Origin of the sequence: Pseudomonas sp. 14P_8.1_Bac3, assembly GCF_025466085.1 — a bacterium.
In the GTDB taxonomy this organism is placed as follows: Bacteria; Pseudomonadota; Gammaproteobacteria; order Pseudomonadales; family Pseudomonadaceae; genus Aquipseudomonas.
This window is the reverse complement of record NZ_JANLOD010000018.1, coordinates 16,127-32,910: the sequence shown is the minus strand read 5'-3', so window position 1 is coordinate 32,910 and position 16,784 is coordinate 16,127. Positions and strand designations below refer to the sequence as shown.

Below are 16,784 nucleotides of genomic sequence, written 5' to 3'. Positions count from 1 at the left end.
TTCTAGCCCTTACTTGGAGTAGAGCTCGACAATCAGGCTTTCGTTGATGTCGGCGGACAGATCACTGCGAGCTGGAACGTTCTTGAAAACGCCCGACTTCTTCTCAGTGTCTACTTCTACCCATTCTACGCGGCCACGTTGGGCACACAGATCGAGAGCTTGGACAATGCGAAGTTGGTTCTTTGCTTTCTCGCGAATCGCGACCACGTCACCAGCACGAACCTGGTAGGACGGTACGTTTACGGTCTGACCGTTAACGCTGACGGATTTGTGCGATACCAGCTGACGGGATTCGGCACGAGTAGAGCCAAAACCCATACGGTATACAACGTTGTCCAGACGGCATTCGAGCAGTTGCAGCAGGTTTTCACCAGTTGCACCTTTCTTGCCAGCAGCTTCTTTGTAGTAGCCGCTGAATTGACGCTCGAGAACGCCGTAGATACGACGGACCTTCTGCTTTTCACGCAGTTGGGTGCCGTAGTCGGACTGGCGACCGCGGCGTTGGCCGTGGATACCAGGTGCTGCTTCGATGTTGCACTTCGATTCGATCGCGCGCACGCCGCTCTTCAGAAAGAGATCGGTGCCTTCGCGACGAGCGAGTTTGCATTTTGGACCAATGTAACGAGCCATTCTTTACAATCTCCTGGATTACACGCGGCGCTTCTTCGGCGGACGGCACCCGTTGTGCGGGATTGGCGTCACGTCGGTGATGCTGGCGATCTTGTAGCCACAGCCGTTCAAAGCGCGGACTGCAGATTCACGACCTGGGCCTGGACCTTTGACGTTAACGTCGAGGTTTTTCAGACCGTATTCCAGCGCAGCTTGACCAGCACGTTCAGCAGCTACTTGAGCAGCAAACGGGGTGGACTTGCGGGAACCGCGGAAACCCGAACCACCGGAGGTAGCCCAGGAAAGAGCGTTGCCTTGACGGTCGGTGATGGTCACGATTGTGTTGTTAAAAGAAGCATGGATGTGGGCGATGCCATCAACCACTGTCTTTTTAACTTTTTTACGAGGACGAGCAGCAGGTTTAGCCATGATTAATTTCCTGTCGATTCGCTGGGGCGATTACTTGCGGATCGGCTTACGCGGACCTTTACGGGTACGCGCGTTAGTCTTGGTACGCTGACCGCGTACTGGAAGACCACGACGATGACGCAGACCGCGATAGCAACCGAGGTCCATCAAACGCTTGATTTTCATGTTGATTTCGCGACGCAGGTCACCTTCAGTGGTGAACTTCGCCACTTCGCCACGCAGCTGTTCAATCTGCTCGTCGCTCAGATCCTTGATCTTTGCGGCTGGGTTGACCCCAGTCACTGCACAGATCTTCTGTGCAGTAGTGCGACCAACACCATAGATGTAGGTCAGCGAGATAACAGTATGCTTGTTATCTGGAATGTTAACGCCTGCAATACGGGCCATTCAGTGGGACTCCAATTGACAGCTACCTACGCCCCGGAAGCCAAGAAATAGGGCGCGAGATAATATCGCTGTAATAACAAATAATCAACCCGGTAGCGCACTAGCTACCGGGCTTGAAGCACAATCACACTCAGCCTTGGCGCTGTTTGTGACGCGGTTCCGCGCTGCAAATTACTCGAACAACACCTTCGCGGCGAATAATCTTGCAGTTACGGCACAGCTTTTTCACCGATGCACGAACTTTCATCACCAACTCCTCGAACCTTATGGGTACTCAGCGCAACATGCCGCTGCCGTAACCCTTCAGGTTGGCTTTCTTCATCAGGGATTCGTACTGGTGCGAAACGAGGTGCGATTGTACTTGGGACATGAAGTCCATCACAACCACGACGACGATCAGCAACGAGGTCCCGCCAAGGTAGAACGGTACGTTTGCTGCAACCACCAGGAACTGGGGCAACAGGCACACGGCCGTCATGTAAAGAGCACCGAACATGGTCAAACGAGTCAGAACGCCATCAATGTAGCGCGCAGACTGCTCACCTGGACGGATGCCCGGAATAAAGGCACCGGACTTCTTCAGGTTTTCCGCTACGTCTTTCGGATTGAACATCAACGCCGTATAGAAGAAGCAGAAGAAAATAATCCCTGCACTAAACAGCAGAATATTCAACGGCTGACCAGGAGCGATCGACTGCGAGATGTCCTGCAACCAGCCCATACCTTCAGACTGGCCGAACCAGGCACCTAACGAAGCCGGGAACAGCAAAATGCTGCTCGCGAAAATGGCCGGAATAACGCCGGCCATGTTCACCTTCAGCGGCAAGTGGCTAGTCTGCGCAGCAAAAACCTTGCGGCCCTGCTGACGCTTGGCGTAGTGAACAGCAATACGACGCTGACCACGCTCAATGAACACCACGAAACCGATAATCGCTACTGCCAGCAAACCGATGGCAACCAAAGCGAAGATGTTGATATCGCCCTGACGTGCAGACTCGAAAGACTGCCCGATCGCTCTCGGAAGACCGGCGACGATACCCGAAAAAATCAACATCGAGATACCGTTGCCAACACCACGCTCAGTAATCTGCTCACCCAGCCACATCATGAACATCGCACCAGCCACAAAAGTGGATACCGCGACGAAATGGAAGCCAAAGTCACCAGTGAACGCAACGCCCTGCCCTGCCAGACCAATGGACATGCCAATTGCCTGAACGAGAGCGAGGACGACAGTGCCGTAGCGGGTGTACTGGCTGATCTTGCGACGGCCAGCTTCACCTTCCTTCTTCAACTGTTCCAGCTGCGGGCTGACGGCGGTCATCAGCTGCATGATGATCGATGCCGAGATGTACGGCATGATCCCCAATGCAAAGATGCTCATCCGTTCCAGCGCGCCGCCGGAAAACATGTTGAACAAGCTAAGAATGGTCCCCTCATTCTGTCGAAACAGGTCAGCGAGTCGGTCCGGGTTGATACCTGGAACCGGGATGTGTGCGCCTATTCGGTAGACGATAATCGCCAGGAACAGAAAACGCAGACGAGCCCAGAGTTCAGACATACCGCCTTTGCCGAGCGCAGAGAGAGCACCTTGCTTAGCCATTTATTCCTCGAACTTGCCGCCAGCTGCTTCGATAGCCGCACGCGCACCTTTGGTGGCGCCGATTCCCTTTCCGATGGTTACAGCGCGAGTCACTTCGCCGGACAGCATGATTTTCACACGCTGTACGTTGACATTGATCACGTTGGCATCTTTCAAGGACTGCACGGTAACGATGTCGCCTTCCACTTTAGCCAGCTCGGACAGACGCACTTCTGCGCGATCCATGGCTTTCAGGGAAACGAAACCGAATTTTGGCAGGCGACGATGCAGCGGCTGTTGACCGCCTTCAAAGCCTGGAGCAATGGTGCCACCGGAGCGGGAGGTCTGACCTTTGTGGCCACGGCCACCGGTCTTGCCCAAACCACTACCGATACCACGGCCCGGACGATGCTTTTCGCGACGGGAACCCGGCGCTGGACTCAGATCATTGAGTTTCATCGATTAACCCTCGACACGCAGCATGTAGTAAGCCTTGTTGATCATCCCGCGATTCTCGGGAGTATCAAGTACTTCTACAGTGTGACCGATGCGACGCAGACCCAGACCCTTAACGCACAGTTTGTGGTTAGGGATGCGGCCGGTCATGCTTTTGATCAGCGTAACTTTAACGGTAGCCATGATCAGAAGATCTCCTTGACGCTTTTGCCACGCTTGGCGGCAATGGATTCAGGAGACTGCATAGCTTTCAAACCTTTAAAAGTGGCGTGAACCACGTTTACCGGGTTAGTCGAGCCGTAGCACTTGGCCAGAACGTTCTGAACGCCAGCTACTTCGAGAACGGCACGCATTGCGCCGCCAGCGATGATACCGGTACCTTCAGAAGCAGGCTGCATGTACACCTTCGAAGCGCCATGGGCGGACTTCATTGCGTACTGCAAAGTGGTGCCGTTCAGATCAACTTGGATCATGTTGCGGCGAGCAGCTTCCATTGCCTTCTGGATCGCAGCAGGCACTTCACGCGACTTGCCACGGCCGAAGCCAACGCGCCCTTTACCATCACCAACCACGGTCAACGCGGTGAAAGTGAAGATACGGCCGCCTTTAACGGTTTTGGCTACGCGGTTAACTTGAACCAGCTTCTCGATGTAGCCTTCGTCGCGCTTTTGGTCGTTATTTGACATAACTTAGAACTCCAGCCCAGCTTCACGAGCAGCATCAGCCAGCGCCTTGACGCGGCCGTGGTACTTGAAGCCAGAGCGGTCGAAAGCCACCTGCGAGACGCCAGCGGCTTTAGCACGCGTAGCGACCAGCTGGCCAACCTTAGTGGCCGCGTCGATGTTGCCAGTGGCACCATCACGCAGTTCTTTATCCAAAGTCGAGGCACTTGCCAGGACTTTGTTGCCGTCGGCCGAAATGACCTGGGCGTAGATGTGCTGCGACGAGCGGAACACGCAGAGACGCACGACTTCGAGTTCGTGCATTTTCAGGCGTGCTTTGCGAGCGCGACGCAGTCGAGTAACTTTTTTGTCGGTCATTTGCTATGCCCTACTTCTTCTTGGCTTCTTTACGACGGACGACTTCGTCCGCGTAGCGCACACCTTTGCCTTTGTACGGCTCTGGTGGACGGAAGTCGCGGATCTCGGCGGCCACTTGACCTACCAGCTGCTTATCGATGCCCCGAATCAGGATATCGGTCTGGCTAGGAGTCTCAGCGGTGATGCCTTCCGGCAGTTCATAATCCACTGGGTGCGAGAAGCCAAGAGCCAGGTTCAGCACTGTGCCTTTTGCTTGCGCTTTGTAACCAACACCGACCAGCTGGAGCTTGCGCTCGAAGCCTTGGCTTACGCCTTGGACCATGTTGTTTACCAACGCACGAGTGGTACCAGCCATTGCGCGAGTTTGTTGATCGCCATTGCGAGCAGCGAAACGCAGCTCACCAGCTTCTTCAACGATCTCAACGGACGAATGGATGTTCAGTTCGAGAGTGCCCTTGGCACCCTTCACCGAAAGCTGTTGGCCTGCGAATTTTACTTCGACACCGGCTGGCAGCTTAACGGGGTTCTTAGCGACGCGTGACATGCTTATCCCCCCTTAGAACACAGTGCAAAGAACTTCGCCGCCGACACCGGCAGCGCGCGCAGCACGATCCGTCATCACACCTTTGTTGGTGGAGACGATAGACACACCGAGACCGCCACGAACTTTTGGCAGATCATCGACGGACTTGTACTGACGCAGGCCTGGACGGCTAACGCGCTTCACTTCCTCGATGACCGGACGGCCTTCGAAGTACTTCAGCTCGATGGACAGCAGTGGCTTGATTTCGCTGCTGATCTGATAACCCGCAATGTAACCTTCGTCCTTCAGGACTTTGGCAACAGCTACCTTCAAAGTAGAAGATGGCATGCTTACGACGGACTTTTCAGCCATCTGGGCATTACGGATTCGAGTTAGCATGTCCGCTAACGGGTCCTGCATACTCATGGGCTAGACGCTCCTAATACACAAAAAATTAGCCTTGCGGCTACTACGTGTCGCCGAGTACATCCGCGCGAAAAAAGCACGGGCTCAGGCGAGCCGGGTATTCTAGACACACCCCACAAATGAATCAAGCCCCAAAAGGGGCTTGATTCATGTTCAAGGTCGCCGGTGGTCCGGATCTTGCGATCCCGATCACCGAGACTTTGATAGTGCTTACCAGCTGGCTTTAACCAGACCAGGTACGTCACCACGCATTGCAGCTTCACGCAGCTTGTTACGGCCAAGGCCGAACTTGCGGTAAACGCCGTGTGGACGACCGGTCAGGCGGCAGCGGTTACGCATGCGCGAAGCGCTTGCGTCACGTGGCTGCTTCTGCAGAGCTACTGTAGCTTCCCAACGCGCTTCCGGACTTGCGTTCAGATCAACGATGATAGCTTTCAGTGCTGCACGCTTTTTGGCGTACTTGGCAACCGTGAGCTGACGCTTCAGCTCGCGGTTTTTCATGCTCATCTTGGCCATTTTCCTACTCCAATCAGTTGCGGAACGGGAATTTGAAAGCACGCAACAGGGCGCGACCTTCATCATCGTTCTTGGCAGTGGTGGTCAGGGTAATGTCCAGACCGCGGAGAGCATCGATCTTGTCGTAGTCGATTTCCGGGAAGATGATCTGCTCTTTTACGCCCATGCTGTAGTTACCACGACCATCGAAGGACTTGGCATTCAGGCCGCGGAAGTCGCGAACCCGAGGCAGGGAGATCGACAGCAGACGATCCAGGAATTCGTACATACGCTCACGGCGCAGGGTCACTTTGACGCCGATCGGCCAACCTTCACGGACTTTAAAGCCAGCGATGGATTTCCGAGCGTAAGTCACAACGACTTTCTGACCGGTGATCTTTTCCAGGTCGGCAACAGCGTGCTCGATGACTTTCTTGTCGCCGATCGCTTCGCCCAGACCCATGTTCAGGGTGATTTTGGTAACGCGCGGAACTTCCATCACGTTCGAAAGCTTAAGTTCTTCCTTAAGTTTCGGAGCGATTTCCTTCCGGTAAATCTCTTTTAGTCGTGCCATGGTCTCATCTACCTAGCAGTGTTCAAGCATCAACCGCTTTTTGGGTCGACTTGAAGACACGAATTTTCTTGCCATCTTCTACTTTGAAACCAACGCGGTCAGCCTTGTTGGTTTCGCCGTTGAAAATGGCGACGTTAGAAGCATCCAGTGGAGCTTCTTTTTCGACGATACCGCCCTGCACGCCCGACATCGGGTTTGGCTTGGTATGACGCTTAACCAGGTTCAGGCCGCCAATAACCAAACGGTTGTTAGCGAGAACCTTAAGCACCTTACCGCGCTTACCTTTGTCTTTGCCGGCGATCACGATGATCTCGTCGTCACGACGAATCTTTTGCATGTCGGATCTCCTTACAGCACTTCTGGGGCGAGCGAGACGATCTTCATGAACTTCTCATTACGAAGTTCACGGGTCACTGGCCCAAAGATACGGGTGCCGATCGGCTCTTGCTTGTTGTTCAGAAGAACAGCAGCGTTGCCATCAAAGCGGATAATGGAGCCATCTGCACGGCGAACGCCGTGGCGAGTGCGGACTACAACAGCAGTCATCACTTGGCCTTTTTTCACCTTACCGCGAGGAATTGCTTCCTTCACGGTAACTTTGATGATGTCACCGATACCAGCGTAACGACGATGGGAGCCACCCAGCACCTTGATGCACATAACGCGGCGAGCGCCGCTGTTATCGGCCACATCGAGCATGGATTGAGTCTGAATCATATAATTTCTCCGACCCCTAGTCCTTAGACTTCCACAGCGCGTTCGAGAACATCAACCAGCGCCCAAGACTTGGTCTTGGCCAAAGGACGAGTTTCACGAATAGTGACTTTGTCGCCGATGTGGCACTGATTAGTTTCGTCGTGCGCGTGCAGCTTAGTCGAACGCTTAACGTATTTACCGTAGATCGGGTGCTTTACGCGACGCTCGATCAGAACGGTGATGGTCTTGTCCATTTTGTCGCTGACAACACGGCCAGTCAGCGTACGGACGGTTTTTTCGGCTTCAGCCATGATTACTTACCTGCCTGCTGTTTGAGCACAGTCTTCACGCGAGCGATGTCACGCTTAACTTGCCGGAGCAGGTGAGACTGCCCCAACTGGCCAGTTGCTTTCTGCATGCGCAGATTGAACTGGTCGCGCAGCAGGCCGAGCAGTTGCTCGTTAAGCTGCGGCGCGTCTTTTTCACGAAGTTCATTCGCTTTCATCACATCACCGTCCGTTTAACAAAGGAGGTGGCGAGTGGCAGCTTTGCAGCAGCCAGGGCGAAAGCCTCACGCGCCAGCTCTTCAGAAACGCCCTCGATTTCATACAGGACTTTGCCTGGCTGAATCTGAGCAACCCAGTACTCCACGTTACCCTTACCTTTACCCATCCGAACTTCGAGGGGCTTTTTGGAGATAGGCTTGTCCGGGAATACACGGATCCAGATCTTGCCGCCACGTTTAACGTGACGGGTCAGTGCACGACGCGCTGACTCGATCTGACGAGCGGTGAGACGACCACGAGCTACAGACTTCAGCGCGAACTCGCCGAAGCTGACTTTGCTACCGCGCTGAGCCAGACCACGGTTGTGGCCTGTCATCTGCTTGCGGAACTTCGTACGCTTTGGTTGCAACATTTGGCGTACCCCTTACTTAGCAGCTTTTTTACGAGGCGCTGGTGCTTGTGGTTTCAGTTCTTCTTGGCGACCACCAATTACTTCGCCTTTGAAGATCCAAACCTTTACACCGATCACACCGTAAGTGGTGTGAGCTTCGTAGTTGGCATAGTCGATGTCGGCACGCAGGGTGTGCAGTGGCACACGACCTTCGCGATACCATTCAGTACGTGCGATTTCAGCACCGCCGAGACGACCGCTCACTTGGATTTTGATGCCTTTGGCACCAATGCGCATGGCGTTCTGTACAGCGCGCTTCATAGCGCGACGGAACATTACGCGACGCTCCAGCTGCTGAGCTACGCTCTGCGCAACCAACATACCGTCGAGTTCCGGCTTGCGGATTTCTTCGATATTGATGTGCACAGGCACACCCATTTGCTTGGTCAGGTCCTGGCGCAGTTTCTCAACATCTTCACCTTTCTTCCCGATAACGATACCTGGGCGAGCGGTGTGGATGGTGATACGTGCAGTTTGAGCCGGACGATGGATATCGATACGGCTTACGGACGCGCTTTTTAGTTTGTCTTGGAGATACTCACGCACCTTCAGATCAGCGAACAAATAGTCCGCATAAGTCCGACCGTCTGCGTACCAGACGGAGGTGTGCTCCTTGACGATTCCCAGGCGAATGCCAATGGGATGTACTTTCTGACCCATCTCTTCGACTCCGTTACTTGTCAGCAACCTTGACAGTGATATGGCAAGACCGCTTGACGATGCGATCAGCACGGCCTTTGGCACGTGGCATGATGCGCTTCAGCGAACGCCCTTCGTTGACGAAAACGGTGCTGACTTTAAGGTCATCAACGTCTGCGCCTTCGTTATGCTCGGCGTTGGCTACGGCCGACTCCAGCACTTTCTTCATGATCTCGGCGGCTTTCTTACTGCTGAAAGCCAACAGGTTGAGCGCTTCGCCCACCTTCTTCCCGCGGATCTGGTCGGCGACCAAGCGGGCTTTCTGGGCGGAGATTCGAGCGCCCGACAACTTAGCGGCTACTTCCATCGTTCCTTACCCCTTAACGCTTGGCTTTCTTGTCTGCCACGTGCCCACGATATGTGCGGGTACCGGCAAACTCGCCCAGTTTGTGGCCGACCATGTCTTCGTTCACAAGAACTGGGACATGTTGACGACCGTTATGCACTGCGATGGTCAGACCGACCATTTGTGGCAGGATCATCGAACGACGCGACCAGGTTTTAACTGGTTTGCGATCGTTCTTTTCCGCCGCCACTTCGATCTTCTTCAGTAGGTGAAGATCAATAAAAGGACCTTTTTTCAGAGAACGTGGCACTGTCGTATCCCTCTATTTACTTGCGACGACGGACGATCATTTTGTCGGTACGCTTATTACCACGAGTCTTCGCGCCCTTAGTCGGGAAGCCCCATGGCGATACCGGATGACGACCACCAGAGGTACGACCTTCACCACCACCATGCGGGTGGTCAACCGGGTTCATGGCAACACCACGAACGGTTGGGCGAACGCCACGCCAGCGTTTGGCACCAGCTTTACCCAGCGAACGCAGGCTGTGCTCGGAGTTCGAGACTTCACCCAGGGTCGCGCGGCATTCAGCCAGCACTTTACGCATCTCACCAGAACGCAGACGCAGGGTCACGTAGACACCTTCACGAGCGACCAGCTGAGCCGAAGCACCAGCGGAACGAGCGATTTGCGCGCCTTTACCTGGCTTCAATTCGATGCCGTGTACGGTGCTACCAACTGGAATGTTACGCAGTTGCAGAGCGTTGCCCGGCTTGATCGGCGCCAGAGCACCTGCGATCAGCTGGTCGCCAGCACTCACGCCTTTAGGGGCGATGATGTAGCGACGCTCGCCATCTGCGTACAGCAGCAGAGCGATGTGAGCAGTACGGTTTGGATCGTATTCGATACGCTCGACAGTGGCAGCGATGCCATCTTTGTCGTTGCGACGGAAATCGACCAGACGATAATGCTGCTTATGGCCACCACCGATGTGACGAGTGGTAATACGACCATTGTTGTTACGACCACCAGTCTTCGATTTTTTCTCGAGCAGCGGTGCGTGAGGAGCGCCTTTATGCAGCTCCTGGTTGACCACCTTGACCACAAAACGGCGGCCAGGGGAAGTCGGTTTGCATTTAACGATTGCCATGATGCACCCCTTCCTTACTCAGCACTGCTGCTGAAATCGAGATCTTGGCCTGGCTGAAGGGAGATAACTGCCTTCTTCCAGTCATTACGCTTGCCCAGACCGCGAGCAGTGCGCTTGCTCTTACCCAGAACATTCAGGGTAGTTACACGCTCTACTTTCACGCTGAACAGGCTTTCGACGGCCTTCTTGATTTCCAGCTTGGTTGCGTCAGTTGCAACCTTGAAAACGAACTGGCCTTTCTTGTCAGCCAGAACCGTAGCCTTCTCGGAAACGTGCGGGCCAAGCAGAACTTTAAATACGCGTTCCTGGTTCATCCCAGCAGCTCCTCGAATTTCTTCACGGCCGACACGGTGATCAACACCTTGTCGTATGCGATCAGACTAACTGGATCGGAACCTTGCACGTCACGTACATCAACGTGTGGCAGGTTGCGAGCAGCCAGGTACAGGTTCTGATCAACTACTTCAGACACGATCAAGACGTCAGTCAGGCCCATGCCGGTCAGTTTGTTCAGCAGATCTTTGGTCTTCGGTGCATCAACAGCGAAGTCCTGAACCACAACCAGACGATCAGTACGCACCAGCTCAGCAAGGATGGAACGCATTGCTGCGCGATACATCTTCTTGTTCAGCTTCTGGGTGTGATCCTGAGGACGAGCTGCGAAAGTGGTACCGCCGCCACGCCAGATTGGGCTACGGATAGTACCGGCACGAGCGCGGCCAGTACCTTTCTGACGCCATGGGCGCTTACCGCCACCACGAACGTCGGAACGGGTCTTTTGCTGCTTGCTACCTTGACGGCCGCCAGCCATGTAGGCCACGACTGCTTGGTGAACCAGCGTCTCGTTGAATTCGCCGCCAAATGTCAGTTCGGAAACTTCGATCGCTTGAGCGTCATTTACATTTAATTGCATGTCAGCTTCCCCTTAACCGCGAGCCTTGGCTGCTGGACGTACAACCAAGTTGCCGCCAGTAGCGCCAGGAACAGCGCCCTTGACCAACAACAGATTGCGTTCAGCGTCCACGCGCACTACTTCGAGGGACTGCACGGTCACGCGCTCAGCGCCCATATGACCGGACATTTTTTTGCCCTTGAATACACGACCAGGAGTCTGGCACTGGCCGATAGAGCCTGGAACGCGGTGGGACACGGAGTTACCGTGGGTATTATCTTGCCCGCGGAAGTTCCAACGCTTGATCGTACCCTGGAAGCCTTTACCCTTGGACTGACCGGTTACATCAACCAGTTGACCAGCAGCGAAGATTTCAGCGTTGATCAGATCGCCGGCCTGGTAATCGCCTTCTTCAAGGCGGAATTCCATTACGGTACGACCAGCGGCAACGTTCGCTTTAGCGAAGTGGCCAGCCTGAGCAGCTGTAACACGCGAAGCACGACGCTCGCCTACAGTGACTTGCACTGCACGATAGCCATCGGTCTCTTCAGTTTTGAACTGGGTGACGCGATTCGGCTCGATCTCAATGACCGTGACCGGAATGGAGACACCTTCTTCGGTGAAAATACGGGTCATACCGCATTTACGACCGACTACACCAATAGTCATGTTGTAAACCTCATGAGTGTACGGGGCTTTCACCCGCTATGGCCGCCCATTTCAGAGCGTTACACGACTAAGACCGAGTCTTAGCCGAGGCTGATCTGCACTTCCACACCGGCCGCAAGATCAAGCTTCATAAGAGCATCAACGGTTTTATCCGTTGGCTGGACGATGTCCAGAACGCGCTTATGAGTGCGGATCTCGTACTGGTCACGCGCGTCTTTGTTGACGTGCGGGGAAACCAGAACGGTGAACCGCTCTTTACGGGTAGGCAGTGGAATTGGACCACGCACTTGAGCACCAGTACGTTTCGCGGTTTCCACGATTTCCTGGGTGGATTGGTCGATCAGGCGATGGTCAAAAGCCTTCAACCTGATACGGATTTGCTGATTTTGCATTGGATTTCAGACTCCGGCTGCTATTCCCACCGGGCGCAATACGCCCGTTAAAAGGAGGCGCAATTCTATAGACGCCCCAGATAGGTGTCAACCCAATAAAAAAGCCCCCGCTAAGCGGGGGCTTTTTCAAGTCATCACTGATTAAGCGATGATTTTGGCTACGACGCCAGCGCCGACGGTACGACCGCCTTCACGAATAGCGAAACGCAGACCATCTTCCATTGCGATGGTTTTGATCAGGGTGACAACCATTTTGATGTTGTCGCCTGGCATTACCATTTCAACGCCTTCCGGCAGTTCGCAGTTACCGGTCACGTCAGTGGTCCGGAAGTAGAACTGTGGACGGTAGCCTTTGAAGAACGGAGTGTGGCGACCGCCTTCTTCTTTGCTCAACACATACACTTCAGCTTCGAAGGTAGTGTGCGGCTTGACCGAACCTGGCTTGACCAGAACCTGGCCACGCTCAACGTCGTCACGCTTGGTACCACGCAGCAGAACGCCGCAGTTCTCGCCAGCACGACCTTCGTCGAGCAGCTTACGGAACATTTCAACACCGGTGCAGGTGGTGACGGTAGTGTCACGCAGACCAACGATTTCCAGTGGGTCTTGAACCTTGACGATACCGCGCTCGATACGACCAGTTACAACAGTACCGCGACCGGAGATCGAGAATACGTCTTCGATTGGCATCAGGAACGGCTTGTCGATAACACGAACCGGCTCTGGAATGTAGCTGTCCAGAGTCTCTACCAGACGCTTAACAGCGGTGGTACCCATTTCGTTGTCGTCTTGGCCGTTCAGAGCCATCAGAGCGGAACCGATGATGATCGGAGTGTCGTCGCCCGGGAAGTCGTAAGTGCTCAGCAGATCGCGCACTTCCATCTCAACCAGTTCCAGCAGCTCAGCGTCGTCAACCATGTCAGCCTTGTTCAGGAAGACAACGATGTACGGAACGCCAACCTGACGGGACAGCAGGATGTGCTCACGGGTTTGTGGCATCGGACCATCAGCGGCCGAGCAAACCAGGATAGCGCCGTCCATTTGAGCAGCACCGGTGATCATGTTCTTCACATAGTCAGCGTGACCTGGGCAGTCAACGTGAGCGTAGTGACGAATCGAAGAGTTGTACTCAACGTGCGCGGTGTTGATGGTGATACCACGAGCCTTCTCTTCCGGAGCGCTGTCGATTTTGTCGAAAGCAACAACGGCCGAACCGAAAACTTCGGAGCAGACGCGAGTCAGAGCAGCGGTCAGAGTGGTTTTACCGTGGTCAACGTGACCGATGGTGCCAACGTTGACGTGCGGAAGGGAACGATCAAATTTTTCTTTAGCCACGACAATTAACTCCTAGCCTAAAGGGGCTGAATCAGCCTTGTTTTTTGGTAACGGTTTCGACGATGTGCGACGGAGCCGTATTGTATTTTTTGAATTCCATAGAGTAGCTTGCGCGACCTTGGGACATGGAACGAACGTCGGTTGCATAACCGAACATCTCGCCCAACGGAACCTCGGCACGAATTACTTTGCCGGAAACCGTATCTTCCATACCCAGGATCATGCCGCGACGACGGTTAAGGTCGCCCATCACGTCACCCATATAGTCTTCAGGCGTAACAACCTCTACCGCCATGATCGGCTCAAGCAACTCACCACCGCCCTTCTGGGCCAGTTGCTTGGTCGCCATGGAAGCAGCCACCTTAAACGCCATCTCGTTGGAGTCGACGTCGTGGTAGGAACCATCAAACACGGTAGCCTTCAGGCCGATCAGCGGATAGCCGGCAACTACGCCGTTCTTCATCTGCTCTTCGATACCCTTCTGGATAGCCGGGATGTATTCCTTAGGAACCACACCACCCACTACTTCGTTCAGGAATTGCAGACCTTCCTGACCTTCGTCAGCAGGAGCAAAACGAATCCAGCAATGACCGAACTGGCCGCGACCACCGGACTGGCGAACGAACTTGCCTTCAATTTCGCAGCTCTTCGTGATGCGCTCACGGTACGAAACTTGAGGCTTACCGATGTTGGCTTCGACGTTGAACTCACGGCGCATCCGGTCAACCAGGATGTCCAGGTGCAACTCGCCCATGCCGGAGATGATCGTTTGACCAGTCTCTTCATCAGTCTTGACGCGGAAAGACGGGTCTTCCTGAGCAAGTTTGCCCAGAGCGATACCCATTTTTTCCTGGTCATCCTTGGTCTTAGGCTCTACGGCAACCGAAATAACCGGCTCCGGGAAGTCCATGCGAACCAGGATGATTGGCTTGTCAGCGTTGCACAAAGTTTCACCAGTGGTGACGTCCTTCATGCCGATCAAAGCCGCGATGTCACCAGCGCGCACTTCCTTGATTTCTTCACGGGCGTTTGCGTGCATTTGCACCATACGACCCACGCGCTCTTTCTTGCCTTTAACCGAGTTGATCACGCCGTCGCCGGAAGCCAGCACGCCCGAGTAAACACGGACAAAGGTCAAGGTACCCACGAATGGGTCGGTAGCGATCTTGAACGCCAGAGCCGAAAACGGCTCGCTGTCGTCTGCGTGACGCTCCATTTCCTTGGTCTCGTCATCCGGGTCGGTACCCTTGATGGCAGGAATGTCGGTAGGAGCAGGCAGGTAGTCGATAACGGCGTCAAGAACCAGGGGAACACCCTTGTTCTTGAACGAAGAACCGCAAACAGCCAGAACGATCTCACCAGCGATAGTACGCTGACGCAGAGCGGCCTTGATTTCCGCGTTGGTGAGCTCTTCACCTTCGAGGTACTTGTTCATCAGCTCTTCACTGGCTTCGGCTGCAGCTTCAATCATGTTGCTGCGCCATTCTTCAGCCAATTCCTGCAGCTCGGCAGGGATAGGCTTGCGAACGGGAACCATGCCCTTGTCAGAGTCGTTCCAGTAAACAGCTTCCATGGCCATCAGATCGATCTGACCTTCGAAGTTGTCTTCGGAACCGATAGCCAACTGGATCGGCACTGGAGTGTGACCCAGACGCTGCTTGATCTGGCCGATCACGCGCAGGAAGTTCGCACCAGCACGGTCCATCTTGTTTACGTAAACAAGACGTGGAACGCCGTACTTGTTGGCTTGACGCCATACGGTTTCCGACTGAGGCTCAACACCCGAGGTGCCGCAGAACACAACGACCGCGCCGTCGAGAACACGCAGGGAACGCTCAACTTCAATAGTGAAGTCAACGTGGCCCGGGGTGTCGATGACGTTGAAGCGGTATTGGTCTTTGTGCTGCTTCTCGGAACCCTGCCAGAAGGCGGTAATGGCAGCAGAAGTAATGGTAATACCACGCTCCTGCTCCTGAACCATCCAGTCGGTGGTCGCGGCGCCGTCATGCACCTCGCCCATTTTGTGACTTTTGCCAGTGTAAAAAAGGACGCGCTCGGTGGTGGTGGTTTTACCAGCATCCACGTGAGCGACGATACCAATGTTACGGTAGCGATTAATCGGTGTTGTACGAGCCATAAAGCCCTCGCAAAATTAGTGACGCTAAAATTAGAAGCGGTAGTGCGAGAAAGCCTTGTTGGCTTCAGCCATACGGTGCACGTCTTCACGCTTCTTAACTGCAGCACCTTTACCTTCGGCAGCGTCCAACAGTTCGCCGGCCAAACGCAGAGCCATAGACTTCTCGCCGCGCTTGCGGGCGAAGTCTACCAACCAGCGCATTGCCAGAGCGTTACGACGGGACGGACGAACTTCAACCGGAACCTGGTAAGTAGCACCGCCTACACGGCGCGACTTTACTTCGACCAGCGGAGCGATGGCGTCGAGAGCTTTCTCGAAGATTTCCAGGGGGTCGCTGTTCTTGCGTTCTTTAACCTTTTCCAGCGCGCCATAAACGATACGCTCGGCAACGGCTTTCTTGCCGCTTTCCATCACGTGGTTCATGAACTTGGCCAGGATCTGGCTGCCGTATTTTGGATCGTCAAGCACTTCGCGCTTGGCTGCTACGCGTCTTCTTGGCATGGATAAGCCCTCAAACGGTCTTCAGGTTCGCTCGGAATCGGTGCCCTTTCGGGACGCCTCCGACCTTACTCTTATCGACTCAGAAAAATAGATGATTCAGTTCTTACAAAAAGCCGCTACTACTTAGGCTTCTTGGTACCGTACTTCGAACGACCTTGGTTACGACCTTTAACGCCGGAAGTATCCAAAGAGCCGCGAACGGTGTGGTAACGAACACCTGGCAAGTCTTTTACACGGCCGCCACGAATCAGTACGACGCTGTGCTCTTGCAGGTTGTGGCCTTCACCGCCGATGTACGAGGAAACCTCGAAACCGTTGGTCAGGCGTACACGGCATACTTTACGCAGTGCCGAGTTAGGTTTTTTCGGCGTAGTGGTATACACACGGGTGCATACGCCACGACGTTGCGGGCAGTTCTGCAGCGCAGGCACGTCGGATTTCTCGACGATACGCTTACGCGGCTGACGTACCAGCTGGTTGATAGTTGCCATCTACTAGCTCCACTGTTGTCTTGCGACGCTATTGTCTTGCAAGAAAAGCAAAATGGC

General features: G+C 54.4%; 30 protein-coding genes. All 30 read right to left on the bottom strand.

The features are described from left to right. Nucleotides 1-9: 9 nt before the first annotated feature. Nucleotides 10-630, bottom strand: a complete 621-nt coding sequence (gene rpsD / locus NTD84_RS05885) for a 30S ribosomal protein S4 (protein ID WP_003210056.1) — start codon at nt 628-630, stop codon at nt 10-12. An 18-nt stretch (nt 631-648) separates the two neighbouring features. Beyond that, nucleotides 649-1,038, bottom strand: a complete 390-nt coding sequence (gene rpsK, locus NTD84_RS05880; protein WP_002555466.1) for a 30S ribosomal protein S11 — start codon at nt 1,036-1,038, stop codon at nt 649-651. Between the two features lie 30 nt (nt 1,039-1,068). Beyond that, complete coding sequence (rpsM, locus tag NTD84_RS05875) at nt 1,069-1,425, bottom strand: 30S ribosomal protein S13 (protein ID WP_003186020.1); 357 nt, start codon at nt 1,423-1,425, stop codon at nt 1,069-1,071. Between the two features lie 130 nt (nt 1,426-1,555). Beyond that, nucleotides 1,556-1,672, bottom strand: a complete 117-nt coding sequence (gene rpmJ, locus NTD84_RS05870; protein WP_002555468.1) for a 50S ribosomal protein L36 — start codon at nt 1,670-1,672, stop codon at nt 1,556-1,558. Between the two features lie 27 nt (nt 1,673-1,699). Further along, nucleotides 1,700-3,028: a preprotein translocase subunit SecY gene (gene secY, locus NTD84_RS05865; RefSeq protein ID WP_003228718.1), complete on the bottom strand. Its 1,329-nt coding sequence runs from the start codon at nt 3,026-3,028 to the stop codon at nt 1,700-1,702. Further along, a complete protein-coding gene (gene rplO / locus NTD84_RS05860; protein WP_003228720.1) occupies nt 3,029-3,466 on the bottom strand; it encodes a 50S ribosomal protein L15 in 438 nt (145 codons plus the stop codon). It abuts the gene before it with no gap. A gap of 3 nt (nt 3,467-3,469) precedes the next feature. Then, nucleotides 3,470-3,646, bottom strand: a complete 177-nt coding sequence (gene rpmD / locus NTD84_RS05855; protein ID WP_003186033.1) for a 50S ribosomal protein L30 — start codon at nt 3,644-3,646, stop codon at nt 3,470-3,472. A gap of 2 nt (nt 3,647-3,648) precedes the next feature. Continuing rightward, a complete protein-coding gene (gene rpsE / locus NTD84_RS05850; protein ID WP_003186035.1) occupies nt 3,649-4,149 on the bottom strand; it encodes a 30S ribosomal protein S5 in 501 nt (166 codons plus the stop codon). 3 nt (nt 4,150-4,152) lie between these two features. Beyond that, on the bottom strand, nt 4,153-4,503 hold the full coding sequence (gene rplR / locus NTD84_RS05845) for a 50S ribosomal protein L18 (RefSeq protein ID WP_003186037.1): 351 nt from the start codon (nt 4,501-4,503) through the stop codon (nt 4,153-4,155). 10 nt (nt 4,504-4,513) lie between these two features. After that, nucleotides 4,514-5,047 (bottom strand): 50S ribosomal protein L6, encoded by a 534-nt coding sequence (gene rplF, locus NTD84_RS05840; RefSeq protein WP_007896774.1) that lies wholly within the window; start codon nt 5,045-5,047, stop codon nt 4,514-4,516. A 12-nt stretch (nt 5,048-5,059) separates the two neighbouring features. Further along, nucleotides 5,060-5,452 (bottom strand): 30S ribosomal protein S8, encoded by a 393-nt coding sequence (gene rpsH, locus NTD84_RS05835; protein ID WP_003186040.1) that lies wholly within the window; start codon nt 5,450-5,452, stop codon nt 5,060-5,062. Between the two features lie 210 nt (nt 5,453-5,662). Then, nucleotides 5,663-5,968: a 30S ribosomal protein S14 gene (gene rpsN / locus NTD84_RS05830; protein ID WP_003176414.1), complete on the bottom strand. Its 306-nt coding sequence runs from the start codon at nt 5,966-5,968 to the stop codon at nt 5,663-5,665. A 13-nt stretch (nt 5,969-5,981) separates the two neighbouring features. After that, nucleotides 5,982-6,521, bottom strand: a complete 540-nt coding sequence (gene rplE / locus NTD84_RS05825) for a 50S ribosomal protein L5 (RefSeq protein WP_003210069.1) — start codon at nt 6,519-6,521, stop codon at nt 5,982-5,984. 22 nt (nt 6,522-6,543) lie between these two features. Beyond that, the gene (gene rplX, locus NTD84_RS05820; protein ID WP_003176416.1) at nt 6,544-6,858 is read right to left on the bottom strand and encodes a 50S ribosomal protein L24; all 315 of its coding nucleotides are present in this window, start codon (nt 6,856-6,858) and stop codon (nt 6,544-6,546) included. Nucleotides 6,859-6,869: 11 nt separating this feature from the next. Then, nucleotides 6,870-7,238 (bottom strand): 50S ribosomal protein L14, encoded by a 369-nt coding sequence (rplN, locus tag NTD84_RS05815; RefSeq protein WP_011063774.1) that lies wholly within the window; start codon nt 7,236-7,238, stop codon nt 6,870-6,872. A gap of 23 nt (nt 7,239-7,261) precedes the next feature. Then, a complete protein-coding gene (gene rpsQ, locus NTD84_RS05810) occupies nt 7,262-7,528 on the bottom strand; it encodes a 30S ribosomal protein S17 (RefSeq protein WP_003176419.1) in 267 nt (88 codons plus the stop codon). Between the two features lie 2 nt (nt 7,529-7,530). Beyond that, nucleotides 7,531-7,722 carry a 50S ribosomal protein L29 gene (rpmC, locus tag NTD84_RS05805; RefSeq protein ID WP_008030901.1) on the bottom strand — a complete coding sequence of 64 codons (192 nt, stop codon included), beginning with the start codon at nt 7,720-7,722 and terminating at the stop codon, nt 7,531-7,533. Continuing rightward, complete coding sequence (gene rplP / locus NTD84_RS05800) at nt 7,722-8,135, bottom strand: 50S ribosomal protein L16 (protein WP_003176421.1); 414 nt, start codon at nt 8,133-8,135, stop codon at nt 7,722-7,724. Before rplP ends, rpmC begins: the two co-directional genes overlap by 1 nt. 12 nt (nt 8,136-8,147) lie before the next feature. Next, the gene (rpsC, locus tag NTD84_RS05795) at nt 8,148-8,834 is read right to left on the bottom strand and encodes a 30S ribosomal protein S3 (RefSeq protein ID WP_003176422.1); all 687 of its coding nucleotides are present in this window, start codon (nt 8,832-8,834) and stop codon (nt 8,148-8,150) included. Nucleotides 8,835-8,847: 13 nt separating this feature from the next. Further along, nucleotides 8,848-9,180, bottom strand: a complete 333-nt coding sequence (rplV, locus tag NTD84_RS05790) for a 50S ribosomal protein L22 (RefSeq protein ID WP_003103908.1) — start codon at nt 9,178-9,180, stop codon at nt 8,848-8,850. A 13-nt stretch (nt 9,181-9,193) separates the two neighbouring features. Then, on the bottom strand, nt 9,194-9,469 hold the full coding sequence (rpsS, locus tag NTD84_RS05785; RefSeq protein WP_002555486.1) for a 30S ribosomal protein S19: 276 nt from the start codon (nt 9,467-9,469) through the stop codon (nt 9,194-9,196). 16 nt (nt 9,470-9,485) lie between these two features. Further along, nucleotides 9,486-10,310, bottom strand: coding sequence for a 50S ribosomal protein L2 (gene rplB, locus NTD84_RS05780; RefSeq protein WP_262164025.1), 825 nt, complete (start codon nt 10,308-10,310; stop codon nt 9,486-9,488). Nucleotides 10,311-10,324: 14 nt separating this feature from the next. Continuing rightward, a complete protein-coding gene (rplW, locus tag NTD84_RS05775; protein ID WP_002555488.1) occupies nt 10,325-10,624 on the bottom strand; it encodes a 50S ribosomal protein L23 in 300 nt (99 codons plus the stop codon). After that, entirely contained in the window at nt 10,621-11,223 is a 603-nt protein-coding gene (rplD, locus tag NTD84_RS05770) for a 50S ribosomal protein L4 (RefSeq protein ID WP_007896707.1), read from the bottom strand. Before rplD ends, rplW begins: the two co-directional genes overlap by 4 nt. Nucleotides 11,224-11,235: 12 nt before the next feature. Continuing rightward, nucleotides 11,236-11,871 (bottom strand): 50S ribosomal protein L3, encoded by a 636-nt coding sequence (gene rplC, locus NTD84_RS05765; protein ID WP_007253310.1) that lies wholly within the window; start codon nt 11,869-11,871, stop codon nt 11,236-11,238. An 80-nt stretch (nt 11,872-11,951) separates the two neighbouring features. Further along, the gene (rpsJ, locus tag NTD84_RS05760; RefSeq protein ID WP_003186070.1) at nt 11,952-12,263 is read right to left on the bottom strand and encodes a 30S ribosomal protein S10; all 312 of its coding nucleotides are present in this window, start codon (nt 12,261-12,263) and stop codon (nt 11,952-11,954) included. 141 nt (nt 12,264-12,404) lie between these two features. Beyond that, nucleotides 12,405-13,598, bottom strand: a complete 1,194-nt coding sequence (tuf, locus tag NTD84_RS05755) for an elongation factor Tu (protein ID WP_071553149.1) — start codon at nt 13,596-13,598, stop codon at nt 12,405-12,407. A 31-nt stretch (nt 13,599-13,629) separates the two neighbouring features. Then, entirely contained in the window at nt 13,630-15,735 is a 2,106-nt protein-coding gene (gene fusA, locus NTD84_RS05750) for an elongation factor G (protein WP_262164024.1), read from the bottom strand. A 30-nt stretch (nt 15,736-15,765) separates the two neighbouring features. Next, nucleotides 15,766-16,236, bottom strand: a complete 471-nt coding sequence (gene rpsG, locus NTD84_RS05745) for a 30S ribosomal protein S7 (RefSeq protein ID WP_002555493.1) — start codon at nt 16,234-16,236, stop codon at nt 15,766-15,768. 119 nt (nt 16,237-16,355) lie between these two features. Further along, complete coding sequence (gene rpsL / locus NTD84_RS05740) at nt 16,356-16,727, bottom strand: 30S ribosomal protein S12 (RefSeq protein ID WP_002555494.1); 372 nt, start codon at nt 16,725-16,727, stop codon at nt 16,356-16,358. Between the last annotated feature and the right edge of the window lie 57 nt (nt 16,728-16,784).